Origin of the sequence: Polaromonas sp. (assembly GCF_012927485.1) — a bacterium.
Classification (GTDB): domain Bacteria; phylum Pseudomonadota; class Gammaproteobacteria; order Burkholderiales; family Burkholderiaceae_C; genus Polaromonas.
In genome coordinates this window covers 73801-100647 of the sequence record NZ_JABBPC010000018.1, presented here as the reverse complement: position 1 = coordinate 100647, position 26847 = coordinate 73801, and the positions used below count along the sequence as shown (strand labels likewise).

Annotated in this window: 24 protein-coding genes and 1 pseudogene; 11 read left to right on the top strand and 14 right to left on the bottom strand. The window is 58.6% G+C overall.

Annotated elements, in window-relative coordinates; all coding sequences use genetic code 11:
• Positions 1-195: pseudogene (locus HHJ16_RS07990) on the bottom strand (HNH endonuclease); the annotation flags it as partial.
• A 162-nt stretch (positions 196-357) separates the two neighbouring features.
• Here HHJ16_RS07990 and HHJ16_RS07985 point away from each other — a divergent pair.
• From HHJ16_RS07985 to lspA, 3 genes are all read left to right on the top strand, one after another.
• Positions 358-1392, top strand: a complete 1035-nt coding sequence (locus HHJ16_RS07985) for a bifunctional riboflavin kinase/FAD synthetase (protein WP_293642068.1) — start codon at positions 358-360, stop codon at positions 1390-1392.
• Between the two features lie 125 nt (positions 1393-1517).
• The gene (gene ileS, locus HHJ16_RS07980) at positions 1518-4349 is read left to right on the top strand and encodes an isoleucine--tRNA ligase (protein ID WP_293642067.1); all 2832 of its coding nucleotides are present in this window, start codon (positions 1518-1520) and stop codon (positions 4347-4349) included.
• Positions 4349-4849 carry a signal peptidase II gene (lspA, locus tag HHJ16_RS07975; protein ID WP_293642066.1) on the top strand — a complete coding sequence of 167 codons (501 nt, stop codon included), beginning with the start codon at positions 4349-4351 and terminating at the stop codon, positions 4847-4849. The genes ileS and lspA overlap by 1 nt, the downstream gene beginning before the upstream one ends.
• Positions 4850-4908: 59 nt before the next feature.
• Here lspA and HHJ16_RS07970 read toward each other — a convergent pair whose 3' ends face one another.
• The 3 genes from HHJ16_RS07970 to HHJ16_RS07960 all read right to left on the bottom strand — a co-directional run bounded on the left by HHJ16_RS07970 (position 4909) and on the right by HHJ16_RS07960 (position 8969).
• Positions 4909-6324, bottom strand: a complete 1416-nt coding sequence (locus tag HHJ16_RS07970) for a DUF1501 domain-containing protein (RefSeq protein ID WP_293642065.1) — start codon at positions 6322-6324, stop codon at positions 4909-4911.
• A gap of 20 nt (positions 6325-6344) precedes the next feature.
• Complete coding sequence (locus HHJ16_RS07965; protein WP_293642064.1) at positions 6345-7793, bottom strand: DUF1800 domain-containing protein; 1449 nt, start codon at positions 7791-7793, stop codon at positions 6345-6347.
• Between the two features lie 180 nt (positions 7794-7973).
• Positions 7974-8969 carry a quinone oxidoreductase gene (locus HHJ16_RS07960; protein ID WP_293642063.1) on the bottom strand — a complete coding sequence of 332 codons (996 nt, stop codon included), beginning with the start codon at positions 8967-8969 and terminating at the stop codon, positions 7974-7976.
• Between the two features lie 137 nt (positions 8970-9106).
• Here HHJ16_RS07960 and HHJ16_RS07955 point away from each other — a divergent pair, with 137 nt between their 5' ends.
• A complete protein-coding gene (locus tag HHJ16_RS07955) occupies positions 9107-10006 on the top strand; it encodes a DMT family transporter (RefSeq protein WP_293642062.1) in 900 nt (299 codons plus the stop codon).
• On the opposite strand, the gene HHJ16_RS07950 is transcribed toward HHJ16_RS07955, so the two are convergent.
• Complete coding sequence (locus tag HHJ16_RS07950; RefSeq protein ID WP_293642061.1) at positions 10003-10377, bottom strand: hypothetical protein; 375 nt, start codon at positions 10375-10377, stop codon at positions 10003-10005. The two genes, HHJ16_RS07955 and HHJ16_RS07950, sit on opposite strands and share 4 nt — an antisense overlap.
• Positions 10378-10708: 331 nt before the next feature.
• On the opposite strand from HHJ16_RS07950, the gene HHJ16_RS07945 reads away from it, so the two are divergent.
• Together HHJ16_RS07945 and HHJ16_RS07940 are read left to right on the top strand one after the other, a co-directional pair.
• On the top strand, positions 10709-10969 hold the full coding sequence (locus HHJ16_RS07945) for a hypothetical protein (RefSeq protein ID WP_293642060.1): 261 nt from the start codon (positions 10709-10711) through the stop codon (positions 10967-10969).
• A 112-nt stretch (positions 10970-11081) separates the two neighbouring features.
• On the top strand, positions 11082-13250 hold the full coding sequence (locus HHJ16_RS07940; RefSeq protein ID WP_293642059.1) for a S8 family serine peptidase: 2169 nt from the start codon (positions 11082-11084) through the stop codon (positions 13248-13250).
• Here the strand turns inward: HHJ16_RS07940 and HHJ16_RS07935 are convergent.
• The 9 genes from HHJ16_RS07935 to HHJ16_RS07895 all read right to left on the bottom strand — a co-directional run bounded on the left by HHJ16_RS07935 (position 13188) and on the right by HHJ16_RS07895 (position 21564).
• A complete protein-coding gene (locus tag HHJ16_RS07935; protein WP_293642058.1) occupies positions 13188-13823 on the bottom strand; it encodes a rhomboid family intramembrane serine protease in 636 nt (211 codons plus the stop codon). The genes HHJ16_RS07940 and HHJ16_RS07935 overlap by 63 nt on opposite strands.
• Before the next feature lie 83 nt (positions 13824-13906).
• On the bottom strand, positions 13907-14299 hold the full coding sequence (locus HHJ16_RS07930) for a hypothetical protein (protein WP_293642057.1): 393 nt from the start codon (positions 14297-14299) through the stop codon (positions 13907-13909).
• Between the two features lie 48 nt (positions 14300-14347).
• Positions 14348-15265 (bottom strand): DMT family transporter, encoded by a 918-nt coding sequence (locus HHJ16_RS07925; protein WP_293642056.1) that lies wholly within the window; start codon positions 15263-15265, stop codon positions 14348-14350.
• A gap of 174 nt (positions 15266-15439) precedes the next feature.
• The gene (locus HHJ16_RS07920; protein WP_293642055.1) at positions 15440-16951 is read right to left on the bottom strand and encodes a tripartite tricarboxylate transporter permease; all 1512 of its coding nucleotides are present in this window, start codon (positions 16949-16951) and stop codon (positions 15440-15442) included.
• 10 nt (positions 16952-16961) lie between these two features.
• Complete coding sequence (locus HHJ16_RS07915; RefSeq protein ID WP_293642054.1) at positions 16962-17450, bottom strand: tripartite tricarboxylate transporter TctB family protein; 489 nt, start codon at positions 17448-17450, stop codon at positions 16962-16964.
• Positions 17451-17597: 147 nt separating this feature from the next.
• Entirely contained in the window at positions 17598-19400 is a 1803-nt protein-coding gene (locus HHJ16_RS07910; protein ID WP_293642053.1) for a GspE/PulE family protein, read from the bottom strand.
• A 45-nt stretch (positions 19401-19445) separates the two neighbouring features.
• On the bottom strand, positions 19446-20213 hold the full coding sequence (locus HHJ16_RS07905; protein ID WP_293642052.1) for a spermidine synthase: 768 nt from the start codon (positions 20211-20213) through the stop codon (positions 19446-19448).
• Positions 20213-20710, bottom strand: a complete 498-nt coding sequence (locus HHJ16_RS07900) for a DNA-deoxyinosine glycosylase (RefSeq protein ID WP_293642051.1) — start codon at positions 20708-20710, stop codon at positions 20213-20215. The genes HHJ16_RS07905 and HHJ16_RS07900 overlap by 1 nt, the downstream gene beginning before the upstream one ends.
• Positions 20704-21564: a TatD family hydrolase gene (locus HHJ16_RS07895; RefSeq protein WP_293642050.1), complete on the bottom strand. Its 861-nt coding sequence runs from the start codon at positions 21562-21564 to the stop codon at positions 20704-20706. Before HHJ16_RS07895 ends, HHJ16_RS07900 begins: the two co-directional genes overlap by 7 nt.
• Before the next feature lie 173 nt (positions 21565-21737).
• On the opposite strand from HHJ16_RS07895, the gene HHJ16_RS07890 reads away from it, so the two are divergent.
• The 5 genes from HHJ16_RS07890 (at position 21738) to HHJ16_RS07870 (ending at position 26841) form a co-directional block, all read left to right on the top strand.
• The gene (locus HHJ16_RS07890) at positions 21738-22814 is read left to right on the top strand and encodes an extracellular solute-binding protein (RefSeq protein WP_293642049.1); all 1077 of its coding nucleotides are present in this window, start codon (positions 21738-21740) and stop codon (positions 22812-22814) included.
• A 21-nt stretch (positions 22815-22835) separates the two neighbouring features.
• The gene (locus HHJ16_RS07885; protein ID WP_293642048.1) at positions 22836-23969 is read left to right on the top strand and encodes an ABC transporter ATP-binding protein; all 1134 of its coding nucleotides are present in this window, start codon (positions 22836-22838) and stop codon (positions 23967-23969) included.
• Positions 23959-24864: an ABC transporter permease gene (locus HHJ16_RS07880; protein WP_293642047.1), complete on the top strand. Its 906-nt coding sequence runs from the start codon at positions 23959-23961 to the stop codon at positions 24862-24864. Before HHJ16_RS07885 ends, HHJ16_RS07880 begins: the two co-directional genes overlap by 11 nt.
• Positions 24861-25721, top strand: a complete 861-nt coding sequence (locus tag HHJ16_RS07875; RefSeq protein WP_293642046.1) for an ABC transporter permease subunit — start codon at positions 24861-24863, stop codon at positions 25719-25721. The genes HHJ16_RS07880 and HHJ16_RS07875 overlap by 4 nt, the downstream gene beginning before the upstream one ends.
• 184 nt (positions 25722-25905) lie before the next feature.
• Positions 25906-26841, top strand: coding sequence for a trypsin-like peptidase domain-containing protein (locus HHJ16_RS07870; protein WP_293642045.1), 936 nt, complete (start codon positions 25906-25908; stop codon positions 26839-26841).
• The last annotated feature ends 6 nt before the right edge of the window (positions 26842-26847 follow it).

Below are 26847 nucleotides of genomic sequence, written 5' to 3'. Positions count from 1 at the left end.
GCCCCGGGTGCCGATGATGCTGTTGATCGTGATGATGGACTGGTTGCCCGTAATCGCATTATGACCCCCGTGAAAGATCGCAATTCGAGCGCCCATTTCCCAGCGCACTTCATCGGTCGCGTAGTGCGACACCGCCTCTTCAAGGCTGATCCACGATTGTGGCAATCCTTGGGCTGAGAGCTTTAAGACCTTCAAGACGAACCTCCATGAACATGGAAACACAGAATCAGACTGCCCACCAAACAATATACAGTGAAATCAGCAAAGCGCCATGACAAATCAGGGCAAATTCGCGATTAACCGGCTTCAAGCCCCACACAAGCGAGACCCGTCGCTATAAAAACGATAATTAGGCCTATGAAAGTTTTTCGCGGCTACCTTCATCCTCAACTGGCGCCGAATTGCGCGCTGACCATTGGCAATTTTGATGGCGTGCACCGCGGGCATCAGGCCATGCTGGCGCTGCTAAGAAGCGAGGCGCAGCACCGTGGCGTGCCCAGTTGCGTGATGACCTTTGAACCGCATCCGCGTGACTACTTCGCGGCCGTCGCCCGCAAACCCGAACTGGCACCGGCGCGCATTGCCACGCTGCGCGACAAGCTGACCGAGTTGGCGCGGTGCGGCATCGACCAGTGCGTGGTCCTGACCTTCAATGCGCAGTTGGCAGCGGTACCGCCCGAGGCCTTTATTCGGGACGTTCTGGTGCGCGGCCTGAAGGCCAAGTACGTGCTGGTGGGCGATGATTTCCGTTTTGGTGCGAAGCGCGCAGGCGATTACGCGATGCTGGATGCGGTAGGCGAACGCCAGAATTTTGATGTTGCCCGCATGAACAGCTACGAAGTGCACGGCACCCGTGTCTCCAGTTCTACGGTGCGCGAAGCCTTGGCGCAAGGCGACATGGAACGGATGGGGGGCCTGCTGGGTCGGCCCTACAGCATCTCCGGCCATGTGGTCCACGGTCGAAAATTGGGTCGCGATCTGGGTTTTCGGACTCTCAATTTGCGGTTTTCTCACTGGAATCCGGCGGCCAGCGGGATTTTTGCCGTGCAGGTGCATGGCCTGTCCACACACTCGCTTCCCGGGGTGGCCAATCTGGGAATTCGGCCCTCGCTCGACCCGGACGACGTCAACGGTGGGCGCGTGTTGCTCGAGACTCATTGCCTTGAATGGCCCGCCAGCCTGGGCCCGGAAGGGGCGTACGGTAAAATTATTCGGGTGGAACTGCTACACAAATTGCACGACGAACTGAAATACGACGGTTTAAACAGCCTGAAAACGGGCATTACCAAGGACTGCGACGACGCACGGGCTTTTTTTGCCCAGGCTCCGCAGACCGTGCAGGCCCCCCTGCACGCAGAGACCAGCCGTCAAACCACCCGGGACCGAATTTAGAAGATCTGGCCAACTGGCGTCAGTCCTCGCTCAACCCCCTTGGTGAACGATTTCATTCCCTCCAAATTTTTTTTTGGCTTCGCTTCTTCGAGGCCTCCAACACAAGCGTCCCCTCAAAGCATCTCATGTCTGACCATAAAACCGACTACCGTAGCACCCTGAACCTGCCGGATACCCCCTTTCCCATGCGCGGCGACCTGCCCAAACGAGAGGCGGGCTGGGTCAAGGAGTGGGAGGACAAGGGCCTCTACAAAAAACTGCGCGACGCGCGAAGCGGCGCGGTGAAGTTTGTACTGCACGATGGACCGCCTTACGCCAATGGCAAGATCCACATCGGCCACGCCGTTAACAAAATCCTGAAAGACATGGTCGTCAAGGCGCGCCAACTCAAAGGACTGGATGCTGTCTATGTGCCGGGCTGGGACTGCCATGGCCTGCCGATTGAAAACGCCATTGAGAAACTGCACGGACGCAGCCTGCCGCGCGATGAAGTGCAGGCTAAAAGTCGTGCCTTTGCCACCGAGCAAATCGCCGGTCAAATGGCCGACTTCAAACGCCTGGGAGTCCTGGGCGAATGGGACAATCCATATCGCACCATGGATTTCGGCAATGAAGCCAACGAAATCCGCGCGCTCAAACGCATCATGGAACGCGGCTTTGTGTACCGCGGCCTCAAGCCCGTGTATTGGTGTTTCGATTGCGGTTCATCGCTGGCCGAGTTTGAAATCGAATACGCTGACAAAAAATCGCAAACGCTGGACGTCGGCTTCAAATGTGCCGAACCCGAAAAACTGGCGGCCGCCTTTGGCTTAAGCAGCCTCGGCAAAGACGCCTTCGCGGTCATCTGGACCACCACCGCGTGGACCATTCCAGCCAATCAGGCGCTTAACCTCAACCCCGAACTTGAGTACGCGCTGGTGGACACGGAACGCGGCCTGCTGGTGCTCGCGGCCGTACTGGTCGACAAGTGCCTGGAGCGCTACCAGCTCACGGGCTCGGTGCTGGCGACCACACCAGGTAAAAACTTGGCGCTAGTTAATTTCATGCACCCGCTCTATGACGTGGATGCCGGTTACCGGCGCTTGAGCCCGGTGTTTCTAGCCGACTACGCCACTGCTGAAGACGGCACGGGCCTGGTGCATTCTTCGCCGGCCTATGGGGTGGAAGACTTTAACTCCTGTGTAGCCCATGGCATGGCCTATGACGACATCCTGAATCCGGTGCAGGGAAATGGTCGATATGTCGACGACTTGCCTCTCTTTGGTGGGCTCAATATCTGGAAAGCTGCGCCACTCGTTATTGAGACGCTGCGACAGCACGGGCGGCTGTTTGCGACCGAAAACATCGTTCACAGTTACCCGCATTGCTGGCGTCATAAGACACCGGTGATTTACCGCGCAGCGGCCCAGTGGTTCATCCGCATGGACGAAGAAACCTCCGGGACTCAGGGCGTATTTCCTAAAACCAAGGCCACCAAGACGCTGCGCCGATTGGCTTTGGACGCCATCGAAGAAACCCGCTTTTATCCCCAGAATGGAAAGACTCGGCTGCAAGGCATGATCGCCGGCCGGCCCGACTGGTGCATCAGCCGGCAGCGCAACTGGGGCGTGCCACTGCCCTTTTTTATTCACAACGCTAGCGGCGAATTGCACCCGCGCACCATGGAAATCATGGATCAGGCGGCCAACATGGTGGAGCTCGGCGGGGTTGAGGCCTGGAGCAAGGCGAGTGCCGAATCGTTGATTGGTGCCGACGCCCCGGATTACATCAAGAGCACCGATATTCTCGACGTGTGGTTTGATTCAGGCACCACGCACGACCATGTGCTGAGGCACAGTCATGCGGCGCAATCGACCTGGCCGGCGGATCTGTATCTGGAAGGCCATGACCAGCATCGCGGCTGGTTTCACTCGTCTTTGCTGACGGCCTGTGCAATGTATGACCGTGCGCCCTACAAGGGCCTGCTGACCCATGGTTTCACCGTGGACGGCAAGGGCCGCAAGATGAGCAAGAGCGAGGGTAACGTGGTGGCGCCGCAGGAAGTCAGTGACAAACTCGGGGCCGAAATCATCCGCCTTTGGTGCGCCTCGACCGATTATTCGGGCGACTTGGGCATCGACGACAAAATCCTGGCCCGTGTGGTGGACGCCTACCGCCGCATTCGCAACACGCTTCGCTTTTTGATGGCCAACGTGAGCGACTTCGACCCCGTAAAAGACGCCGTGCCGTTTGACGACCTGCTGGAGATTGACCGCTACGCCCTGAGTCGTGCAGCGCAGTTGCAGGGCGACATCCTCGCGCACTATGAGGTGTACGAGTTCCATCCGGTGGTTTCCAAGCTGCAGATCTATTGCAGCGAAGACCTCGGTGCCTTCTATCTCGATATCCTGAAAGACCGGCTCTACACCACCGGTGCCAAGTCACTGGCACGCCGCAGCGCTCAAACGGCCCTGTGGCAAATCACCCATGCCATGCTGCGCTGGATGGCGCCGTTTTTGAGCTTCACGGCGGAAGAGGCCTGGAAAATTTTCGGCCATTCCGAATCCATCTTTCTAGAAACCTATGCCGAGCTTCCGCTCCCCAACGAAGCGTTGCTGGCCAAGTGGTCGCGCATCCGCGAAATCCGCGATGTTGTCAATAAAGACATCGAAGCCCTGCGTGCTGATGGCAAGGTAGGCTCGTCCTTGCAGGCTAACGTGACGTTGACCGTGCCGCCCGAAGACTACGCCTTGCTGTCCACTCTGGGCGACGATCTGAAATTTGTTTTCATCACCTCCGCTATTGACTTAATAGCTGGCAGTGCTTTGCAGTCAAGCGTGGGTGCCAGCCTTTCCGCCAAATGCGAGCGTTGCTGGCATTACCGCGAAGAGGTGGGTAGTGACCCTGCGCACCCCACGATTTGTAGCCGCTGCAGCAGTAATTTGTATGGCGCGGGTGAAAACAGGAAATTTGCATAATGGCCAAAACGACCTTCAAAAAAAATTCGAACAGCATGCTGCCCTGGCTGGGTCTGGCGTTGATCCTGTTGATTGCAGACCAGTTCACAAAAGTGTTGATACTGGGCTACTACCAATTGGGCGACGCGACCTACGTGACAAGTTTCTTCAACGTCGTGCGGTTCCACAACGTCGGGGCTGCCTTTTCATTCCTGGCGTCGGCGTCGGGTTGGCAGCGCTGGTTCTTTACCGCCATCGGGGTGGCGGCGGCTCTCTTCATCGTGTGGATGCTCAAGTCCCATGCCGGTCAAAAACTATTTTCATTTGCAATGGCTTGCATTCTGGCCGGAGCAGTGGGCAACGTGGTTGACCGCATTCTGCACAGCTACGTCGTCGACTTTCTCGATTTCCACTATGCCAACTGGCATTTCCCGGCTTTCAATCTGGCTGACAGCGCCATCACCCTCGGGGCGATTTGCCTGGTCCTGGACGAGTTGCGTCGCGTCCGAAGGGCAAAGTAGCGACAGGGCCGCACCCTCACGTCTTGACGACCGAAAACTCTCCGTCGGTCTTCAAGACTTCAGGCCCTTTTTAGCAACCCGTCCAGTTGACGGTCCCAATTGGTATTGGGCAAAGCCCTGGCCAGCTGCGAATCGCTCAAGGCAAAGGTGCCGCGCAACACTTGGGCCAACACAGCGCGGTAGTCGTGATGGGCGGGCAGATCGCGGTTCTCATTGAGATTGGCGCGGCTCAGACCTGTCCACTGACCATGCCATCGGCCGCCGGCGACCCGGTTACCAATGAGCCATAAAGCGTTGCCAAATCCATGGTCGGTGCCACGCGTGCCGTTTTCGGAAGCAGTCCGACCGAATTCGCTCATCACCACAATCACGTCGCCGGGCTCGGAAAAGTCCTGACGCAATTGAGCGATACCGCGCGCTAGATTGCCCAGATTGTTGGCCAATTGCCCGGCCATCGCCCCCTGATTGGCGTGCGTATCCCAGCCGCCCGCCGACAAAAATCCAAGGCGCAAACCACGGTCGTTTCGCATCAAGGTGCCGAGGTGTTGCGCATCGAGTTGAAGACCCACCGGGTCAGCCGCACCATTGCTGGCAGCCAGCATTTGCGCTGATTGAGCTTGTGCATTAGCCGGCGTTCCGTCGCGGTCGAGACGGCTGTCCGCCATGCGCTTGCCTTCACGGGCAGCCAGTTCGCGTCGTCCGTAGTCAGCAGATTTTTCGATACTGAGTTCTTGAGCGCTCTGCATCCGGCTGCCTGCGCCTTGACGAAAGGCTTCGCTCACCGGATCATTGCCGGCATACAAGTCCAGCAGGGCTTGGCGAGTTTTGTCGTTGGCCAACACACCCGTACGCTCTGCCGCCTGACCCCGCGGAATAAGCTTCACCGGCGCTGGTCCTCCGAGGATTGCAGGATTGGCTTCACCCACACCCAGTGCGGCCGGGCTGGGTGGATTGCCTGCCACGGGGACGCGCAGCCCCGCTAGGTTGTTCAGCCAACCGGGCGCGCTGCTGCTCTTGCCCGTTTGCGCAATTTCCATCTGATACTGCGCATCAAAGTGCGACCGGTTGGGTGATGGAAGGCCAGCGGCCGGAACAAAACTGAACACGCCCTGTCGCCACAACGGCAGCAACGGGCTTAGGGCAGGATGTAGGGCAAAGGTGTTGTCTAGGCGGATGGACGTCTGGTCGCTACCGTCAGGCGCTGCGATGGCAATATTAGGGCGGTTGGCGTAATAGTCGCGGTCGGCGTAAGGCGCAAATGCCGACAGACCGTCATACGCGCCGCGCAAAAAAACGACGACCAGTCGCCCGCTGTCCAGTGCAGATCTGGCAGCAACACCGGGTGGCAATGCCTGAGCCCAGACCCGGTGGTTGACTGCTGAAAGGGACAGTGCAGACAAAGCGCCTAAACCCAACACACTACGGCGGCGCATCAGAGAGAGACGAGGTAGATTTGGAGGCGTGATTAAATTCATAGCGGTACCTTGGTGCGGATTTACTTGCGCATGAAATCAGGGCTGGCCAGCATCAGACCGGTGCGCAGCTGAGCCGGTTCCCGGGCGATGCGCTGTTGGGTTGCGCCACTTAAAAAAGCGTTTAGGTACGCGGGCTCGGACATCCGCTGAGCCATGCCCAATGCATAGTCTGCCCGGCGGGTCAATGCCTCCGGGGCGAGCCAGGTGGTGGCATCAGTTGGGTAGCCGTCGGGCGTTTGCCACCCGTTCATGGGCTGGCCCGCTTGCGCCAAAAAGCCTAGGCTCTGCACGACATCACGGCGATCTTTCACACCGCCGGCTGCCGTAAGTACAGAGCAGGCATAGTCCAGCGGCGTTTTAAATAGCCGGCTATCCGCCGCCCAGAATTCGGGAGACTCGACCAACTTACGCATCACGGCGCGAATGTCGCCCCGGCTCGACAAAAAGGTCTTGCTCAATCGATCCACGAGTGCGGGCGAAGGTTTGTCTGCTACAAAAAAGCTGGCTAGGCGCAAAGACACTCGGTGGGCTGTAGCCGGTTGACGCGCCAAAAACCGGAGCGCCTCCTCGCCTTCCAGGATGCCTTGATTAGCATAGGAATGACCCAGCAAGGTCTTGCTGTCCTTGTCGTGCAAGCGCTCGGCAAAACGAAAGCCCTCGCCCCCTTTCAGGTTCACTGTCCATCCTGTGAGAATACGAGCCAGCTCATGCACATCGTTTTGCGTGTAGCCACCGTTGACCCCCAAAGTGTGCAGCTCCATCACCTCACGGGCATAATTTTCATTTAGCCCACGGTTATTGCTTTGCGCCTGGTCCAGATAAAAAAGCATGGCCGGGTGCTGGGCGCTGGCCAGCAACAAGTCTTCAAACCGGCCGAGCGCATGGGCACGAATCGCGTTGATCGCATAGTGACCTACAAACGGGCGCACCGCGCCTTTGCCGACGAACACGTTGAGATGGTTGGACCAAAACTCGGTCATGCGAGCCAGCAATGGGTTTTCCAGGGCCGGGTCACTGCAGGCCATCAGTCGCCATGCGGCAGCGCTTTGCGCCATCTCGCGGCTGAAATTCTCGTGGCCCGCTACTTCGGGGGGTGTAGGTGGCGCGCCCGCCGGTAAGGGCTTGGCTTGCTCGCGCATTATCTTGCGCGCTTCACGCTCCGTTTGAAAGTCATGAACAATGTCGTTCAGCGGCTCGTTAATGCGTGCCACTTCGGCGGGCAGGTTGGGCGGGCGCTGGCTGGCGGCATAAGCGGCGTCAATTTGCTCCAGCGCCCAGGCGCGAGGCGCGGCCTCCGCCGCTTGTGCAGATGCTGCGGTAGGTGCATAACCCAAGCGCGAGCTGGCACGCCAGGCCGCAGCGACATTGGCCTCGGGAAAAGCGGCTTCGGGTTGCGCTTGCACCGCAGAGCTGGCGAAACTGGCAAGCATGAGGGCTAACAAGCCGTTCACGGTGAACGCTCTTGGCATGGGCATCTCCTGTTGCCTCTTTTAACGCAGAGCCCGCGCACAGCGTTGAATGCTGCGCTGAGCTTTACACAGGTTTACCCAGGACTGCCAAGTGCTGCCCAGCGGCCTCCGCGCTGCCTCCGGTTCGATTTGCTGTTAGCAGAACGGATGAAGCGCGGGGAACGTTGCGGTCCTCCCGCCTTACAACGTGAGAATGCTGCAACCCGTGGTTTTACGGGCTTCCAGGGCGCGGTGGGCTTCGGCCACATCGGCCAGCGGAAAGCGCTGACCAATGCGAATGGCGACCTTGCCGCTTAGGACTATGTCAAACAACTCATCCGCCATTTCTTGTGTGGATTCTCGCGTGGTCATATGGTTGAACAGCGTCTGGCGCGTCACGTAGAGTGAACCTTTAAGACCCAAAATACTGGGTGAAAATGGCGCGACCGGGCCAGAAGCATTGCCGAAACTCACCATCAGGCCGAGCGGGCGCAGGCAGTCAAGCGAACGGTCAAAGGTGTCCTTGCCCACCGAGTCGTAGACCACCTTCACACCTTGGCCGCCCGTCATTTCCTTGACGCGCGCTACAAAATCTTCTTTGGCATAGTTAATGACAAAGGCCGCACCGTGCGCCTTGGCCAAGGCACATTTTTCATCGGAGCCGGCGGTGCCAATCAACTGAAGTCCCATTGCCTTGGCCCACTGGCAGGCAATCAAGCCAACGCCGCCAGCGGCCGCGTGAAACAGCACAAAGTCACCTGCTTTCAGCCCCCCTTGCGGCTGCGTGCGGTGCAGCAGGTACTGTGCGGTGAGCCCCTTCAACATCATGGCGGCGCCAGTCTCAAAGCTGATGGCGTCTGGAAGTTTGCACATGCACTTGGCGGGCATCACGCGCACTTCGCAGTAACTGCCCGGAGGCTGGCTGGCATATGCGGCGCGATCGCCTACCTTAAGGTGCGTCACCGCCTGCCCGACCGCGTCGACCACGCCCGACGCTTCCATGCCCAACTGCAATGGCATGGTCATCGGGTACAGGCCGCTGCGCTGGTAGACATCAATAAAATTCAGGCCGATAGCCTTATGGCGGATGCGGATCTCGCCCGGTCCGGGCTCGCCCACTTGTACCTCGACGAGCTTGAGTTCTTCGGGGCCGCCATGCTGGTCGATGCGCACGGCTTTGGAGGTAATGGAAGTCATGAGGAAGGCTCCTTGCGGTCGGTGAGTTATAGGTAAATCCGTAAATCCGTGGAAGTGCCCAGAAAAAAACGGTTGGCCGTCATGGTGCCACGAATCAACATCCGCCGCTCCGGTCTGGGCTTGGTAAAGTTCCGGCAATGAATCAACGCCTGACACCTTCTACTGCCCTGCTCTTGGTTATTCCTCCGTTACTGTGGGCCGGCAACGCAGTTGTGGGTCGTCTTGTGACTGGTTTGATTCCGCCCATGACGCTTAATTTTCTACGTTGGGCGCTGGCCTTTGTAATCCTTGTGCCGTTGGCCCACCGCGTATTGCGGCGTGACAGCGCCCTCTGGCCCAACTGGAAGCGCTTTGCGCTGCTGGGCTTTCTAGGCGTGGGCTGCTACAACGCTTTGCAATACCTGGCGCTCAGAACCTCCACGCCGCTCAATGTGACACTGGTCGCGGCCAGTGTTCCGATCTGGATGCTCGCGGTCGGAGGGCTCTGTTTCGGACAGCGCGTTTCGCGCCAACAGATTGCAGGCGCGTTGCTGTCGATTGCCGGTGTGCTGGTGGTGCTGTCGCGCGGCCAGTGGGCTTTGTTGAGAGAAGTCCGGCTGGTGCCAGGAGACCTTTATGTGTTGCTGGCGACCCTGGCGTGGGCTTTTTACAGCTGGCTGCTGGTGCAACCCAAAGAGCCACCAGAAATCCGCCAAGACTGGGCTGCTTTTTTGATGGCACAAATTATCTTCGGCTTGGGCTGGTCTGGCCTATTCGCGGCCAGTGAATGGGCGCTTACGGACCCGCACATTGCCTGGGGCTGGCCACTAGCCGCGGCCCTGCTGTATATCGCCGTCGGACCTGCCGTCATTGCTTACCGCTTTTGGGGCGTGGGCGTGCAGCGTGTCGGTCCCGCCATCGCCGGCTTTTTCTCTAACCTCACGCCTTTGTTTGCCGCCCTGCTGTCAGCGGCTTTTTTGGGCGACCTGCCGCAGCTTTACCACGCCTTTGCGTTTGTGCTGATTGTGGGCGGGATTGTGGTGTCGTCGCGCCGCTAGACCGAGTCATCCAGAGCAAAGTGCCGCCTGAATTCCGAACAAAACTCGCTCGACCCGGTGATGGCAACAGTTACGGTGTGCCGCGGCCTGCCCGCTGGCCCCACCTGCACTGACAACTGGCGCGTGGCCTCGTCGTACTGAATCGTTTCAGGGGTGGTGAATTCCTGCATGCCTTGCAGGTCATAGTCCCAATCGCCGCCCTCTTCCAGGGGGCCGCGTTGGCGCAAAGTCGCGTAACACCATCCCAACACGCGCGCTATCTCCGCCTGTACGGCAAGCACCTGATGCGACCAAGTGGAAGCCATTGCTTCGAGCGTACCGACCCCTTCGGTGTCTTCGGCATAGTCAAAATTCAAGTAGTTCAGAGACATGGAACGTGATGCCTTCTTCCTGTTAATTTAGCAAAAGCTATAAAAGCTTGTTTTTTCACAAACTTAAAATTCAATTTGATAAAAACATAACTATTGGTAATAAATGTTATTATTAAGTAACAGATATTAACTTTTAAACAGAGAGTCTATGCACCAAGACAATTGCGGCTCTTTGCCAGGGGGCCCAGCCTCCCCACAAGTCTTGGCACAGCATCGCCAATGGCTCAACTTAGCGTCGATCGTGCTGTCGGGCCTATCACTGTGTGCATGCAGTCCATCTGTACCCGCACCCGTCAACCCTTCCCTGCCGGACAGCATCCCGCGAACACCCATGAATTCGATTTACGGTCCACCTTTGCGCGTCATTGTGAAATTCAGGCAGACAGTGCCTTACCGTGAGGCTGCTTTCCTGCAGGGTATTTCCCAACAGATCCACGCGCGCCTCGCATACATCAGCAGCGTATCCCTCGATACCCATGTGTACCAGATCGAGCCCCAACTCGGCCAGGACCAATCTGACACCCTCCAGAGCCTGTCTGCCATCCCGTCGGTGTTGTGGGTCGAAGCAGACGCCCTAGTACGACCTTACTGAATCTGCGCATACAGGACGGCCCCGAAGAGCCCATGCGGAGCATAAGGCATGCAATGAATTTTAAGCACGCCATTATTTCTAGCGATCCCCTAACTAAAAACATGAAATGAAAATGAAAATAAAACCCAAACATTTTGGCGTTACGGCCATCGTGCTGACGATCGCGACGGTCAGTGCGGTGTCCACAGCCCAGCTGCAGCCACAACTGAAAGATCTTCAAAAGGCACAAGCTACAGCCTTCGCCGGACCGCTTCAAACAGAGCGCCGGTTTGACCGCCTGATTGTCAAGTTCAAGGACGAAGCCACCACGCGCGCGGGCGTATTTGACTTCCATGCAGCCAGGAGTCAAGTGGCCACGCTGGGTGACAGCGCTGCCTTGAAATCGGCCAGCATCAGCGCGGCCGGCTTGTCTTACCTCAAATCAGTGACGTCTCAGACGCATGTGGTTGTCACAGGCCAAAAACTGAGCCGCGCAGAATTATTTGCGGTGGCCAAGCAGATAGAAACGGATCCCCGTGTTGCGTATGCGGAGATCGACGAGCTAGTTCACACGCAGTCCACGCCTAACGACCCGTTTTATTCGGGCCAGCAGTGGCATTACCAGTCACCGACCAGCTACCCCGGAGGTGCCAACCTGCCCGCCGCTTGGGACAGTTCCACGGGTTCCGGCGTTGTGGTGGCCGTGATCGACACTGGCTACCGACCCCACGCGGATCTGGCGGGCAACCTATTGCCCGGCTATAACTTCGTTCCTTACCTACGCGCCGGTGACCCTGCGATCGGTCCTGATGCGTCGGATCCAGGAGACTGGACAGCCTTGGCCCAGTGTTTAGACCCGACTCCCAGTAGCAGCAGCTGGCACGGCACTCATGTAGCCGGTACCATCGCTGCGGTCACCAACAACGGCGTGGGCGTGGCTGGCGTGGCATTCGGCGCGAAGGTCTTGCCTGTGCGGGTGCTCGGGGCCTGTGGGGGCAATGCGTCTGACATTGCTGCCGGCATGCAATGGGCGGCAGGGCTGAACGTTCCCGGCGTACCGACAAACCCCAATAAAGCGAAAGTGCTAAATCTGAGCTTGGGTGGCTCCGGCAAATGCCTTCAGGTGTTTCAGGATGCCGTCAATGCCGTACGCGCTGCAGGCAGCGTCGTGGTGGCCGCTACCGGCAATGATCCTGCACTTCCCGTCGGCCAACCTGCTAATTGCACCGGCGTAATCGCGGTGACTGCCCACACCAAATTGGGAGACCACGCCAGCTACGCCAGTATTGGCCCCGGTACGGTGATAAGCGGTCCGGGCGGTGGGCCGGGGGTTTCCAGTCTTGCGGGTGACGGCGGCTTAGTGTATTCCACCATGAATGCGGGCACCCGCAGCCCTGGTGCAGACAGTTACACAGGGTACATGGGAACCAGCATGGCCACGCCGCACGTGGCGGGCGTTGCCGCCCTGCTGGCGAGCCTGCAACCGGCGATCACACCGGACGCACTGAGCTCGATATTGACCAGTTCGGCCCGTCGTCCCCCGTCAGGCACGTACTGCGCGACACGCACTGACTGCGGCGCTGGTTTGGTCGATGCCAAAGCGGCGATCGATCGCCTCAATTCGTTGGCGCCTACCGTAGCCGCTTCAGCCGGCCTAGTCGGTGTCCGAACCACCGGATCGACCATCACTTTCACGGCCACGGCCACGGCCGGAATCGGTGCTAACACAGCGTTCAGCTACCAATGGACGCAAGTTGCGGGTCCCCTTGTAACCCTGGTCGGCGCCGCAACCGCAACCCCATCCTTTGTGGCGCCTTCACCTGGCGGCAGCTACACGTTCAAAGTGAAAGTTACTGACGGCACGGGCTTGGGCTTGAGTGCCTCCAACCAGGTAACCGTCGCGTCCGACACGGCGCCGATTCTTACGCCGATTCCTGCGCAGACCGTGGTCGAGGGCGGCAGCCTGAGTTTTACGGCGCTGGCCACCGATGCGGAAAATAACCCTGTCGTCTTTGTCGCAAGTGGCCTGCCTGCGGGTGCAAGCATGGATCCAGCCACCGGCGTCTTCACATGGACCGCGGCCGGCCCCGCCAAAACCTATACGTTCATCATCACGCCCAACGACGGCCTTTTAAGCGGAAGCGCGCAGACGGTTTCGATTGCTGTCACGGCGGCGCCAGTCGCCAGTGGCAGTGGTGGCGGTGGATCGATCGATTGGCTTGACTTATTGGCCCTATTGTCAATGGCGGCTCTCGGCCTGTTCTTTGGTCGGCGTCAAGGCAAGCGAGGCCAGAACCAATAGCACCAGGCTCATTCCACCCAGCGCCCCTGCGACGTGGGCCGGGTGGTAAACGGGAAAGCCCCACCCACCCAGTGGTGCTTTCCCGGCGCTGCCAGCCTGCAGCCAAAGCTTCAAGGCCATGCCACCCAGCACGGTAATGGCAACAAGGCAGGACCCGCGCGATGGTGTCACCAAGGCGGCACAGTCATTAACGTTCACAGGCCGGCCCGGTGCACGGGTTGGCCATGCCAGGCTCACGGCATTGCCGGCCAATAGCCCGTGTAGCGCCCCCGAAGCCCCGGCGTAGAAATTACAACTTGGATCAAGTGCTACGACGATCGCCACTCCGACGTAGCCACCCACCAGCGCCAGCATTTGGAACGGCCAACGAATCCAATAGCCACTCATGAGAATGATGACCAAAAAGGCAAAGGCATTGCCCACCGCATGCCAGTTGCTCAAGTGCACCCATTGCGAGGTCCATATCTGCCAGACCGCTCCCTGCTCATAACGAGGCCTGGAGAACCGTAGCCACTCGGACGCCCCCGGCCACAGTTGAAGCCCTAGCGTCATCAGCACGAAAAAGGCCGCCACACAAACCAGTCCCACTGGCCATCCGGTCCGCCTGCTTGCGGGAGAAAGTTCTGTTGGAGCGTTGGCCGTCACGTGCGAAAAACTTAATGCGTCCAGGGATTGGTCTCGCCATCAGCCAGCCTATTTTGGCCCGTCATATAGCGGGCATGGACACTCCGCGAGACAGCACAAATGGCATCGAATTCTTCCAGTGCGCCAAACCGCTGGGCCGGAAAGTTTCTGCGGCGTGCCGCCAGAAGGGTCGCTGGCGACTGTCCGGTTTTTGCGACCGCACCGCTCAGAGTGCTGTCCAGGCAGTCGGTATCGAAAGTACTACGGAACGCGGTGCCGCGGGAAACCGCGTGAGAAGCGAGCTGACTGCACGCCGCGATGAGCAAATTAACGCCTTTGCGCAGCAAGGCCTGCACGCTGCCAAGGTCTCCTCCTTTGCCGCCGCGGTAGGCGAGCGCCCGTTTGTCTTCCCTGCCCAACTTCATATCGATTCCTTCACAAGAGTCATCACAACACGACGTGCGCGAACTTTCTTAGCGGCCCGCCCGGGTAAAGACAAAAATCCCGGCAATCACCAGTACGGTGCCAGCGGCTACCCAAGCGGTAAAAGGTTCGCCCAAAATCACCACTCCCATCAAAATGGTGGACAGCGGGCCGACCATGCCGGTCTGCGCCGCCATGCTGGCACCGATGCGCTCGATTGCCATCATCACCATCAACACGGGGACGGCTGTGCACAGAATCGCGTTGAGAACGGACAGCCAGATGACTTCGGGTGCCACAACCGCCGCGCTCAAGGGGCGCAGCACGACAAACTGCAGCAGGCAGAGCAGACAAGCTACCGTCGTCGCCAGCCCCACCAGCCGGAGAGAGCCCAACCGCCTAACCATCTCGCCGCTGTAAACCAGATAAATGGCATAACTGATGGCGCTTAAAAAGACCAGCAGCGCGCCCAAAGCGGCCGAGGTGGCAGCGCCGCCTTGAAGGGTGATCTCGTGGCCGAACACCAGCACCACTCCGCAGTAGCTGATCGCCATGCCGATGATCTGTGGCCCTGTAATCCGCCGTTTGTACAGCACCAGACCCATCAGCAAAACCAGCGTGGGATTGAGGTAGAGAATCAGCCGCTCCAGCGAGGCGCTGATATAGGCCAACCCGCCAAAGTCAAGAAAGCTTGCCAGGTAGTAGCCGGTAAACCCGAGCCAAAATACACCCAGCCAGTCTTTGCGCACAAGGGGCGCTTTGCCCCGGCTGGCCCACCAGGCCATGACCGCAAAAATAGGCAGGGCAAACAACATGCGGTACATGATCAGCGTGACGGCATCGACCCCATGGCGGTAAGCCAGCTTGACGATGATTGCCTTGCCACTGAATGCGATTGCGCCGAAGGTAGCAAGCAGCAAGCCAGGCGCTAGGCTTTTAGTCGCCAACAATTCGTTTTCATCATCCACTAAAGGCTTATTTTTATCGGCTGGTTGGTTCAAAATAGGTTCTTAAAAACTCACGGCTTGGCCGTAGACGTTGTAGTGCCAGCGCGGGGCGTTGCAGGCCACTTGTGGACTTTGCCGGTGCTCGGGCACGCGCACCAGCAGGTGAATGATCAATAGGTCGCCAGTCGTACAGCCTCAGTTTTCGACGAAAGCGTCTTCACGTTTGTTTTTGATAGAAGGCAGCAACACCATGACCAGCAACAGAGCCCCCGCCGCCAACAATGCGCCCGAGACCGGACGCATTAAAAACACGCTCCAGTCGCCGTCCGACAGCAGCAGTGCCTGGCGGAGATTTTCCTCCATCATGGGGCCAAGAATAAAACCCAGCAGCAATGGCGCAGGCTGGGCGCCCAGCTTGGAAAATAGGTAGCCCATAAAACCAAACAGACCCACCATCCAGACGTCGAATGTGTTGTGGGTGGTGGCGTAAACGCCGATCGCACAAAACAGCACAATCGCCGGGAACAGGTAGCGGTAGGGCACAGCCAGCAGCTTGATCCAGACGCCGACCAGCGGCAGATTCAAGATGATGAGCATCACGTTGCCGATCCACATGGAGGCAATCAGGCCCCAAAAAAGTTCAGGGTGACTGCTGATGACCTGGGGGCCAGGTTGTATCTTGTGAATCGTCATGGCACCCACCAAAAGGGCCATGACGGCGTTGGGCGGAATGCCCAGTGCGAGCATTGGGAGGAACGAGGTTTGGGCACCGGCATTATTGGCAGACTCCGGCGCAGCCACGCCGCGGATGTTCCCTTGGCCGAAAGGGACTTCGCCCGGTTTAATCCGAATCGTCTTTTCTAGTGAGTACGCGGCAAACGAGGCCAGCAAGGCGCCACCGCCCGGAAGAATACCCAATGCGGAACCCAGGAAGGTGCCGCGCAGCACTGCGGGCGTCATGTCTTTGAAATCCTGCTTGGTCGGCCACAGTCCCGTCACCTTCCCGGTGAACACTTCCCGTTGATCCTCCCGGCGCGCCAGATTGGCAATGATTTCACCGTAGCCGAACACACCCATGGCAATCACCACAAAGCCAATACCCAAACTTAGTTCTGGAATGTCGAAGCCGAAGCGCGTGACCCCCGAATGACCCTCCGTTCCGACCAGACCCAGCAGCAGGCCGAGCACGACCATCGCAATCGCCTTGAGCAGTGAGCCGGAGGCCAGCACCACGGCCCCGATCAAGCCGAGGACTATCAACGAAAAATATTCGGTCGGGCCAAGCTTCAAAGCAAATTCGGTGAACTGCAGCGCCAACCCAGCCAAAATCAGCGTGCCGACGGACCCCGCAAAAAACGAGCCGAGACCCGCCGCGGAAAGGGCCGGGCCGGCTCGCCCTTTTGTGGCCATTTGATACCCGTCGATACACGTAACGACTGATGAAGACTCCCCGGGTAAGTTCACCAAAATGGCCGTGGTGGAACCGCCGTACTGGGCACCGTAATAAATGGCGGCCAGCAGGATCAGCGCGGATACGGCGGGTAGAGAATAGGTCGCGGGCAGCAACAGCGCGATGGTGGCCACTGGCCCAATGCCGGGCAACACTCCGATCAGCGTCCCCAGCAGGCAGCCGATAAGCGCGCACATCAGGTTAAGCGGCGTGAACGCCACGCCAAAGCCTGAAGACAAGTGTGAAATCAGTTCCATTTTTTTCTTCTTATCCGATGAAGAACGCGGGCCACACGGCGAACGGGAGCTGGAGCACCAGCACAAACGCGACGTAACTACCCACAGCCAATACCGTGGCCAGAATGAAAGTCTGTTTTATCTTCCAGCCGGCTTGCGCCATGCTGGCAACAAAGGTCAGGGCGTAAATGGCAGCGATCAGGCCCATTGCCGGTAAGCCGATCAAAGGAAAACCACCAAGCAGGACGCCGAAAATCAGGTTGGCGGCGACGATGAAAACCAGGGGCTTCCAGGCCCACTTGCCCATTTTGTCGCCGCCTTCGGTTTCAACGACCAGCGCTGTAAAAGTGATCACCGCTCCCAAAAGAGTCATCAGAAGGCCCAGCCAGAGCGGAAAATAGCCGGGGCCCATGTGGACGCCTTCGCCAACGTCATACGTCGTCGCGCCCCATGCGAACGCCGCGCCGATGCCCATGAACAGGACCCCGGAAAAAAAGTTTTTTTGACTCTTGATGTGCACGGTTTGTCTCCTCTGTGTGAAGAATTAATCGTTGAATTGTCCAGTCAAACACCTCAACGAGGCGGGTGTCCTACCCTGATGCCCGGGCCGACCCGTGAAGTGCTTAGAGCCCCAAGCGCGACCAGAGGGTCGAACGGCTGACACGGTTCAGGACAGCGGCGGCGTAGACGCCAGGATTTCTTCGATGGTCGTCAGGCCCTCGGCCACTTTCAGCGCACCGCCCAGCCGCAGCGGGCGCATTCCTTCCGTGATGGCTTGCCGCCGCAGCGCGTCCATATTAGGCTCTTTTGAAACCTTTTCCTTGAAGCTTTCGGTCACCGTCAACAACTCATACAAACCCATCCTGCCTCTGAATCCGGTCATGCGGCAATCGACACACCCGACCGGTTTATAAGGCTGGTAGCCGCCGCTGATTTGCCAGGGTTTAACCAACTCTGCAAGGGTTTCGCGGGAAGTCGTGTTATCCGGTTTCCGGCAGTTGCTGCAAAGCGTGCGCACCAGCCGTTGGGCGAGCACGCCCAGCAATGTGGCGTTAATCAGATACGACGGCACCCCCAGCTCCATCAGGCGGGAAACGGCTGAAGGCGCATCGTTCGTGTGCAGCGTGCTGAAGACCAGGTGGCCTGTCAGCGCGGCCTGCACGGCCATCTCCGCCGTTTGCAGATCGCGAATCTCGCCCACCATGATGATGTCCGGATCTTGACGCATCAGGGCGCGCAGGCCTTCGGGAAAACCAAAATCCAGATGCGACTGAACCTGGGTCTGGTTGAACGCCGGCTCGATCATCTCGATCGGGTCTTCAATCGTGTTGATGTTCACCTCTTCGGTGGCGAGCCGCTTGAGGGTGGAATAGAGCGTGGTGGTTTTGCCGGAGCCGGTCGGACCCGTCACCAGCACGATGCCGTAAGGTCGCTTGACCAACTGTTCCCAGCGCTCGGCATCATGCTGCGAAAAACCCAGCGCATCCAGATTTTTGACGGTGGTGTCGGGGTCAAAAATACGCATGACCAATTTTTCGCCAAACGCCGTGGGCAAGGTCGACAATCGCATTTCCACCTCGTCACCGCCGGGATTGCGTGTCTTGATGCGACCGTCCTGCGGGCGACGTTTCTCAACCACATCCATACGGCCCAGCAGCTTGATGCGCGCCGTCATGGCATTGTGGACACCCATGGGCAGTTGATACACCGGATGCAAGACCCCGTCGATGCGAAAACGAATCACGCCTTGCTCGCGCCGCGGCTCCAGGTGAATATCGCTGGCGCGCTGGTCAAAAGCGTATTGCCAGAGCCAATCCACCACCTGCACCACACCCTGGTCGTTTGCATCGAGCTGCTTGTTGCTCTTGTTGAGTTCAACCAGTTGCTCAAAGCTGGCAGAACCTGAACCTCCGCCGGCCTTGAGGGCCGCCTTGACCGACTTCGCCAGCGCAAAAAACTCGACCGTGAACTTGGTGATGTCCTGCGGATTGGCCACCACCAGACGTACGTTGCGTTTGGACTGGCGCTCCACCTCGGCCACCCAGTCGGTCACGAAAGGCTCCGACGTGGCGATCACCACCTCGTACGGCGTCACCTGGACCGGCAATACCTTGTGCCGCTCCGCATACAGGGCGGACATGGTGTCCGCCACCTTACCCACATCCACCTTGAGTGGGTCAATCCTCAAATAGTTGAGGCCTGCCCGGCCTGCCAGCCACTGCGCAATGGTTTCAATATCCAGCGGTTTGCCATCTGCCAGCCGTGTAATGCCAACACTGGCCAGGCGGATCATTGGATGCTGGGCGCTTTGCACTTGGGCACAGCGCGTAATGGTGCGATGCGCTTCGGCGCTACTAATGACGCCGTCTTCACTGAGCCATTCCACCAGCTTGCGCCAGTCCAGTGGCCCCGCATGGATTTTTTTAGGCTTGGGATTAGCTTGGGGATGGGGGGGCAAGACTGCGCTCATAGAAGGCACTGTACCCCATGCCCACTGTTAACCTTTTAGCCAGTTTCACGCTACGGGTTTGAAAAGCCGCAACCATTTTTTGGCCGGCAAGTCCCAGCGCGATTCAATAACGCCGGCCCGCAGCAAGAGGTCAGCGCGCTCCGGGCGGGTGGGCTCGCGCTGCGCCATCACTACCGTGTTGCCTTCACGCGTCGGCCGGAAGGCCCAAACCGATTCCGGACCAAAGGCCTCGGCCATTTTCGTAAGCGACTCGACATAGCTGGAATCGCGGCCAAACAGGTTCACGGTCATGATCCCGTCATCCGTCAGCAAACCCCGGCAGTAGGCATAAAAATCTGCATCGTCCAGCACCGGTGCGGCGGCCTCGTGGTCGTACAAATCGACGTGTAAAAGATCGACGCTGCCCTGGTGCTCGGCTTTCTGAATCTCTGTGGCGGCATCGGCTTCAATCACCTTGAGCCGAAGGTCGTCGTGCGGCAATTTGAACCAGAGCCGGCAGGCCGTGATGACCTGCGGGTTGATCTCAATTGCAGTGGTTTTCATGCGCAGCTTTTTGTAGCAAAACTTCGTCAGTGCCGCCGACCCCAGGCCCAATTGCATGGCATGTTTTTTGGCCACGGCCGACGCATCGGTGAAGAGCAACCCCACCATCATGCGCTGCACATATTCCAGTTCAATGTCATAGGGTGCATCGCGCAGCATGGAGCCCTGCACCCATTCGGTGCCGAGGTGCAGAAAACGAACATCGCCGTAGTCCGAAAAATTGACTTCCGGAAGGTCTGCGGTAGCTTTCGCGTTATCTTTTCGTGACATTAAATCAATCTATGTTTTTCAAAAATCTCACGCCAGGCGGCAAGTTTTCGCTCAAACGACCACGACGCATTCGCCGGGCTGGTGGAAGGTAATCTGTACACGGGCAAACCGAGCAAACCGGTGTGGCGTGAATGTTTGAAACTCTCGCCTCCATTGTGGGCAATCGCCTCCAGAGCAGGGCAACGCAGCATCACTGCCGCAAAATCGTTTGCAATCGGGTTGCGAATGCGGGTGTCCAGGCTGCCTTCGCGTTCGCACGCCGCATAGACGTCCCATAGCCCCAACTGCTTTGACAATAACCACTCGCTACGAATTTTATAGCTATCTGCGTCGGTTCCAATTGGGCCATCAGGCCAAATGGTTTGCAAAATCTGCCAAAAGTGATTCCGCGGATGGCCGTAGTACTGCTGCGCCGCCAGTGAGGCCACGCCCGGAAAACTCCCCAGAATTAAAAGTCGCGCGCGGTGGGAGACCAGCGGCGGCAAGCCGGTCAGCACGAAACCAACGCCCTCAATTTGGGCAACGCCTGTAGCGCATTGGCGGTGGTTGCCACGGCCAGCGCTTCCGGCGACAGACCCCGAAGGCCGGCTAGCTGTTTGGCTATACGCGGCAACTCGCCTGGCTCATTGCGGCCCTGGGGCTGGCCAGAGGCACGGCGTGCTGCGGTGGTGTATAGCCACTGCGGCGGAATGTCGGGCGAGTCGGTTTCCATTACCAGCGCGTCCAGCGGCAACTCGGCGGCCAGGCGCCTGAGCTGCCGGGCTGGATCAAACGTCACAGCACCGCCAAAGCCCAGCTTGAATCCCAGGTTGATGAACGCCATCGCCTGCTGCTCGCTGCCATTGAAGGCGTGGGCAATGCCGGTCCAGCCATTGCCTTCCGACTTTTTCGGCACCAGCTCACGCAAATGCTTGAGTAACCTGTCGGCCGAACGCCGCACATGCAGAATAACCGGCAGGCCGTGCTTGCGGGCCAGTTTGAGTTGCTCACGGTAAAAGTACTCCTGGCGCTCACGCATCGGGCTTTGTTTCAGCGCAGGCACGAAATAATCAAGACCGATTTCACCAACCGCGACCAAACGGGGGTCCAACCTTCTGCGTGTGAGTTCGTCATCCAGCGTTTGCAGATCGGTGTCCAGCGCTTCGGGCACCAACAGCGGGTGGATGCCCAGGGCATAGCTGAATGCATATTCATGCGCCAGCAAGCGCACCGCGTCGAAGTTGACCACGCCCACAGCGGGCAGTGTGCAATGGGCCACCCCGTTGGCAACAGCCCGCGCATGCACCGCGGCTATGTCGGCGGAAAATTCGCGGGCGTCGAGGTGGCAATGCGTGTCAATCCAGAGGGTCATGCAAAAGAAGAATGAGAGAAAAAGACCGGACGCTCTTCCGGGAAGATGATGTTGACACAAAAATGAAATAAGGACACGCTATGATTTTTGCCGGAAATAGGGGGACCCTACTGAGCCTTCTTTTTTCCGCTCGCTCGCCTGTTAACCATCACCCCGTCAACCAGGAAACCACCATGAAACTATCGCGCCTGATTTCCCACATTATTGGAGCGGGTCTCGTTGCTTCCAGCTTGGCCAGCCCGCTTTGGGCCCAGGACCAAAAGCTGCGGCTAATTACCTGGGCCGACTATGTGCCAGCTGAGGTCGTGACGCAGTTTAAAAAGGAAACCGGGATCGACGTGGAGGTCACGCTGTCGAACAACGAGGAAATGATCTCCAAGTTGCGCGCCACGGGCGGCGCGGGTTTTGATTTGGCGCAACCCTCGCAAGACCGAATCTCTGGTCCTCAGCAAGAGTTTGGCATTTACAAACCCATGGACATGAGCAAAATCAAGTCCGAGTTGTTTATTCCGTCCATGCTCGAAGCCACCAAAAAGAACACCACGCTGGCAGGCAAGGTCTATGGTCTGCCGCACATCTGGGGCACGGATGGGCTGGTGGTCAACACCAAGCTTGCGAAAATGAACGACTATCCCGATTTGTGCAAGGCCGACGTCAAAGGCAAGACCGCTGTTCGCCTGAAGCGGCCGACCCTGCTGGCGTTTGCATTTGCAGCTGGCAAGGATCCGTTCGCACTGTATAACGATCCCAAAGCCTACGCCGCGCTGATGGAAGACGTGGGCAAAACCATGATGGCCTGTAAGAGCAACATCAAGTTTTACTGGGACAACAAGGACCAGTTACTCAACAGCATGCGTGCTGGCGAAGTCGTCGGCGCCATGATGTGGGACACGGGCGGCTGGAAACTCAACAGCGAAAAACCTGAGATTCAGTTCATTGCGCCCAAATCAGGGGCACTCGGCTGGATCGACACCTTTGCGATTCCTGCCAAAGGCCGTAATGACGCTGCCGCCTACGCCTGGATCAATTTCAACATGCGCCCTGAAATTGCGGCCAAGGTGGCTCGTTCTGCTGGCAACTTCACTGCCGCAAAAGGTGCGGACCAGCTGATGGACCCCAAGCTCAAAGCCCAGTTTGCCGCCAGCTTTCCTGAGGCCGCGCTGAAGAATGTCAAATGGTATCCCGCGGTTCCGGCCGGCATCGAAGAGATCGAAGGCCGTGTGCTGGACCGCATAAAAGCGGCTCCATAACAGCGGCCCGCGACGCAACCGGTGGACATAGACCTTCAAGCCGAACATCTCGGTAAACATTACGGCGGACAGCTCGCGGTAAAGGACTTGTCCTTTACTGTCGAGCGGGGCAGCTTCTTTTCCATCCTCGGGCCTTCCGGCTGCGGCAAAACCACCTTGCTGCGCATGATCGCCGGCTTTCTTACTCCCGACACGGGCCAGATCCACATTGGAGGCAAGCCGATGAACGGCGTGCCGCCCAATCGGCGGCCCGTCAACATGGTGTTTCAGCATTTGGCGCTGTTTCCCATGATGTCGGTGGGCGAAAACGTCGGCTACGGCCTGGCAAGGCGCGATCTGGCGCGCGCAGAAATCGCCCGACGCGTGGGCGCCATGCTGGAACGCGTGAGCCTTCCAGGCATGCAGAGCAAACGGGTCGACCAGCTCTCGGGCGGGCAAAGGCAGCGCGTGGCCATCGCCCGGAGTCTGGTGCTGGAGCCCACCTTGCTGCTCCTTGACGAACCGTTGGGGGCGCTGGACCTTAAACTTCGCGAGCACATGAAGGTCGAGCTCAAACAACTGCAGGCCGCCTTTGGCACCACGTTCGTCTACATCACGCACGATCAGTCAGAAGCACTGGTGCTGTCCGACCATGTCGCGGTCATGAACGCGGGCAGCTTTGAGCAAGTAGGCACACCCCAGCAGCTTTACTATGAACCGCAAACGCCGTTTGTGGCGGGTTTTGTGGGCGCCAACAACCGCGTCTTGGGCCATGCTACCCATGTCGAGGCCTCGGGAGGGTCGGGCCTGGTGGCTTTCACGACCGATCAAGGTTTGGCCATGCGCGCCCGCGCAGTGGGCAAGGTGAGCGCTGGGCAGGCCGTTGAGGCCTTCGTGCGTCCGGAAGCGGTCAGCCTTGCGCGCAACCCGGGTGAATTGCCTGCAGGCCACGCCAGCCATTCCGGCAACGTCGAAAGCCTGCTGTTTGACGGCGCCAACTCTGCCGCACTGCTGCGCGAGACCAGCACCCGCACCGAGTTTCGAATTGCCCTGCCACAGACTGGTCGTTTTGCGGACCTTCGGGTTGGGGAAACCGTCGCCTTTAGCTTTGATCCGCAGCACGCCGTGTGCTTTGCCGTGGCCGGCGGCGCTACTTCGGGGGCTCATGCGAACTGAATACGCTTCTACGGGTACGGGCGCTGCCGCGGCTGTGAGCCAGGGCAAGCTGATGCTCTTTTTGCTGCTGGCGCCCGCACTGATCTGGCTGGTGGGCCTGATTGTGCTGCCGCATCTTGACTTGGCGGTGCTGTCCCTGCGGGTTCGCGTTGGTCCTCGGCAATACGAGCCCAGCCTGGCGCAGTACCGCACATTCATTGAGGAGCCTTTGTATTGGCACACCTTCGTGCGAACTGCCCTGATGTCCATCCTGGCCACCCTGATCACGCTGCTGCTGGCCTTTCCGGTGGCCTGGATCATTGCGAAGCTGGTACGCGGTCGCACAAAGTCCCTGCTGCTGGTGATGTGCCTGATTCCTTTTTGGGTAAGCGAAACCGTGCGCACGCTGGGATGGATGATTTTGTTGCGCGAATCGGGCGTGCTGCCCGCCGTACTGGTGCAACTGGGTCTTACGGAGGCGCCGGTAGAAATGCTCTATCGGGACGCGACCATTTTGGTCGGCCTGGTTTACACCTCGATGTTGTTCATGGTGGTGCCGCTCATCAGCGCGCTGGAAAGCCTTGACGACACCTTGATTGAAGCCGCCTACGACTTGGGAGGGAACGGCCCCTCCATCCTTCGCCAGATCGTGATTCCGCACGCGGCACCGGGCATTCTGGCGGGCTGCATCGTGGTCTTTATGCTGACCTTGGGAAATTACCTGACACCCACCCTGCTTGGCGGCAAAAACTCGCTCTGGTTTACCGAGCAGATCTACACCCAGTTCATTACCCGCTTTAATTGGGAGCAGGGAGCGGCCTTCGGCTTTTTGCTGCTGGGACTGTCAACCGCTATCGTCTGGCTGGGTCTGAAGCTCACGGGCCAGAAATTCGGCGAAGTGATGAGTCGATCATGATTGCCTCCTTGCCCCGTCCCGCCTGGCTGCGTGCGAGCACCTTGGCTTATGGGTTTCTTTTTTTCGCTTTTTTGTTTTTGCCGCTGCTGGTGGTGGCGGTGTTTGCGTTCAACGACGCGCCCTACCCTGCCCCGCCATGGCGCGGTTTTACCCTCGACTGGTTTTTTGGCAACCGCGCGGGGCGCACCGGCCTGTTTGCCGATGCACCCTTGATGGCAAGCCTCTGGACCAGCGTGGTGGTGGCCTGTTGGGTGACGTTGCTGGCAGTTTTTGTCGGCACGACCAATGCTTTTTTGATTGAGCGCAGCCGGTTTCCGGGCAAACAGCTTTTGTCGCTACTGATGTTGGCTCCGCTGGTGATACCGGGCGTGATTCTGGGTATCTCGATACTCGCCTTTGCGAGCCGGATGGCACAATTTGCGGACGATATGTGGGGTCTGGAGCTTGATTTCCTGCGCCCTGGATTGCCCTTGGTGGTGCTCGGCCAGTTTTCCTACATCGTGTCGATTGCCACGCTGATCATTGCGGCGCGCCTCAAACGTTTCGACATTACCCTGGAAGACGCTGCCTACAACCTCGGCGCGTCGCGCACTGCTGTGTTTGCCACCATCACGCTACCGGCACTTAAACCGGCATTGGCGGGTGCTGCAGTCATTTCGTTTTTAATGTCTTTTGAGAATTTCAATACCACCCTGATGCTGGTGGGCTCGGACGCGCCGCTCACGGTCATGATGTACGGCCGGATGCGCGAGGGGGCCACGCCGGTCCTGAATGCAGTCAGCCTGTTTCTGATGCTGGCCTCTGCGGCACTGGCGCTCAGCTTGCTGCGAAAACCCGTCCGTCGCGAGGCGACCTGAAACACCCATCGGTTGGCGAAAATTTACCGCTCCACGGTATCCCTTCACGCTAAAAACTCGTCTGTGACGAGGGTCCCTCGCGGATCGATGAAGGACGTGCAGCAATTCAAAAATCGTGCTACGGTGTAGCTAATGATTTAGTGCGTTGCGACCAGGTTTTAATGCTTACCACTTAGGTGAACGGATGCGAAGGCCTGCCCTTTACAGTAGCTCCAGCCGTACCAACCACGCCCGCAGTGGGAGCAACCCTTCGGGCGCGGCCGACGCCGAAACACAGTCCCCGCTGGCAAACGATTCGCGTCCTTCCTATTCTTCCCGGCTTATAAAACAACTGGCTGCCAAGCAGTTGTATCTGCTTTGGTCGGTGGTGGGCTTGATGGCGCTGTTACTGGCACTGAGTTTTTCCTTCCCGTTGCGCTCGACGGTCCGTCAGTTGACGCAGGAAGATATCAACGCAGCCGTATTGAAGACGCTGGACACCACCACCCTACCGTCACCAGCGGCAAAAGCCTACGAAGCCATCAGCCCGTCGGTAGTGCGCGTCGTGGGTATGGGTCAAGAAAAGGGTGATCAAACCTCTGCCGAGCGCAGTGTGGGAACCGGCGTGGTGATTGTGGACAAGGGCGTCATTCTGACCAATCTGCATGTGGTGCAGGGTGCCAAAATAATTAAAGTTACCTTTGCAGACGGCCTGGAATCCATCGCCTCTCTGACGGGCGTGCAGCCGGAAAACGACCTCGCCGTTTTACAGGCGCACACCATTCCCGACGATCTTCCGGCGGCAACCCTCCGTTCAACCGCCGATTTGGCGCCCGGCGATCAGGTGATGGTTGTGGGCTATCCCTTTGGCATCGGCCCCTCGGCGTCTAGCGGAGTCATATCGGGGCTCCAGCGCACCTTCCGGTCACCCGGCGGCAAACAGCAGCTGAGCAACCTGATCCAATTTGATGCGGCCGCCAACCCCGGCAATTCAGGTGGCCCGCTGGTCACCATGGACGGTGAAGTGATCGGTATCGTGACCGCCATTTACAACCCTAACCAGCAGCGCACATTTATCGGCATTGGCTTTGCCGTGCCGATTGAAAATGCGGCCTCGGCCGCCGGCCTGTCTCCCTTCTGAAGGACT

Excerpts from the sequence above, each read along its gene's own strand:
- HHJ16_RS07960 (WP_293642063.1), bottom strand. The coding sequence starts at position 8,969 with ATGACTTCCATTACCTCCAAAGCCGTGCGCATCGACCAGCATGGCGGC.
- HHJ16_RS07910 (WP_293642053.1), bottom strand. The coding sequence starts at position 19,400 with ATGAGCGCAGTCTTGCCCCCCCATCCCCAAGCTAATCCCAAGCCTAAA.
- HHJ16_RS07940 (WP_293642059.1), top strand. The coding sequence starts at position 11,082 with ATGAAAATAAAACCCAAACATTTTGGCGTTACGGCCATCGTGCTGACG.
- HHJ16_RS07970 (WP_293642065.1), bottom strand. The coding sequence starts at position 6,324 with ATGAATTTAATCACGCCTCCAAATCTACCTCGTCTCTCTCTGATGCGC.
- HHJ16_RS07950 (WP_293642061.1), bottom strand. The coding sequence starts at position 10,377 with ATGTCTCTGAACTACTTGAATTTTGACTATGCCGAAGACACCGAAGGG.
- HHJ16_RS07875 (WP_293642046.1), top strand. The coding sequence starts at position 24,861 with ATGATTGCCTCCTTGCCCCGTCCCGCCTGGCTGCGTGCGAGCACCTTG.
- HHJ16_RS07890 (WP_293642049.1), top strand. The coding sequence starts at position 21,738 with ATGAAACTATCGCGCCTGATTTCCCACATTATTGGAGCGGGTCTCGTT.
- HHJ16_RS07965 (WP_293642064.1), bottom strand. The coding sequence starts at position 7,793 with ATGCCAAGAGCGTTCACCGTGAACGGCTTGTTAGCCCTCATGCTTGCC.
- HHJ16_RS07870 (WP_293642045.1), top strand. The coding sequence starts at position 25,906 with ATGCGAAGGCCTGCCCTTTACAGTAGCTCCAGCCGTACCAACCACGCC.
- HHJ16_RS07985 (WP_293642068.1), top strand. The coding sequence starts at position 358 with ATGAAAGTTTTTCGCGGCTACCTTCATCCTCAACTGGCGCCGAATTGC.
- HHJ16_RS07920 (WP_293642055.1), bottom strand. The coding sequence starts at position 16,951 with ATGGAACTGATTTCACACTTGTCTTCAGGCTTTGGCGTGGCGTTCACG.
- HHJ16_RS07880 (WP_293642047.1), top strand. The coding sequence starts at position 23,959 with ATGCGAACTGAATACGCTTCTACGGGTACGGGCGCTGCCGCGGCTGTG.
- HHJ16_RS07905 (WP_293642052.1), bottom strand. The coding sequence starts at position 20,213 with ATGTCACGAAAAGATAACGCGAAAGCTACCGCAGACCTTCCGGAAGTC.
- lspA (WP_293642066.1), top strand. The coding sequence starts at position 4,349 with ATGGCCAAAACGACCTTCAAAAAAAATTCGAACAGCATGCTGCCCTGG.
- HHJ16_RS07945 (WP_293642060.1), top strand. The coding sequence starts at position 10,709 with ATGAATTCGATTTACGGTCCACCTTTGCGCGTCATTGTGAAATTCAGG.
- ileS (WP_293642067.1), top strand. The coding sequence starts at position 1,518 with ATGTCTGACCATAAAACCGACTACCGTAGCACCCTGAACCTGCCGGAT.
- HHJ16_RS07930 (WP_293642057.1), bottom strand. The coding sequence starts at position 14,299 with ATGAAGTTGGGCAGGGAAGACAAACGGGCGCTCGCCTACCGCGGCGGC.
- HHJ16_RS07895 (WP_293642050.1), bottom strand. The coding sequence starts at position 21,564 with ATGACCCTCTGGATTGACACGCATTGCCACCTCGACGCCCGCGAATTT.
- HHJ16_RS07955 (WP_293642062.1), top strand. The coding sequence starts at position 9,107 with ATGAATCAACGCCTGACACCTTCTACTGCCCTGCTCTTGGTTATTCCT.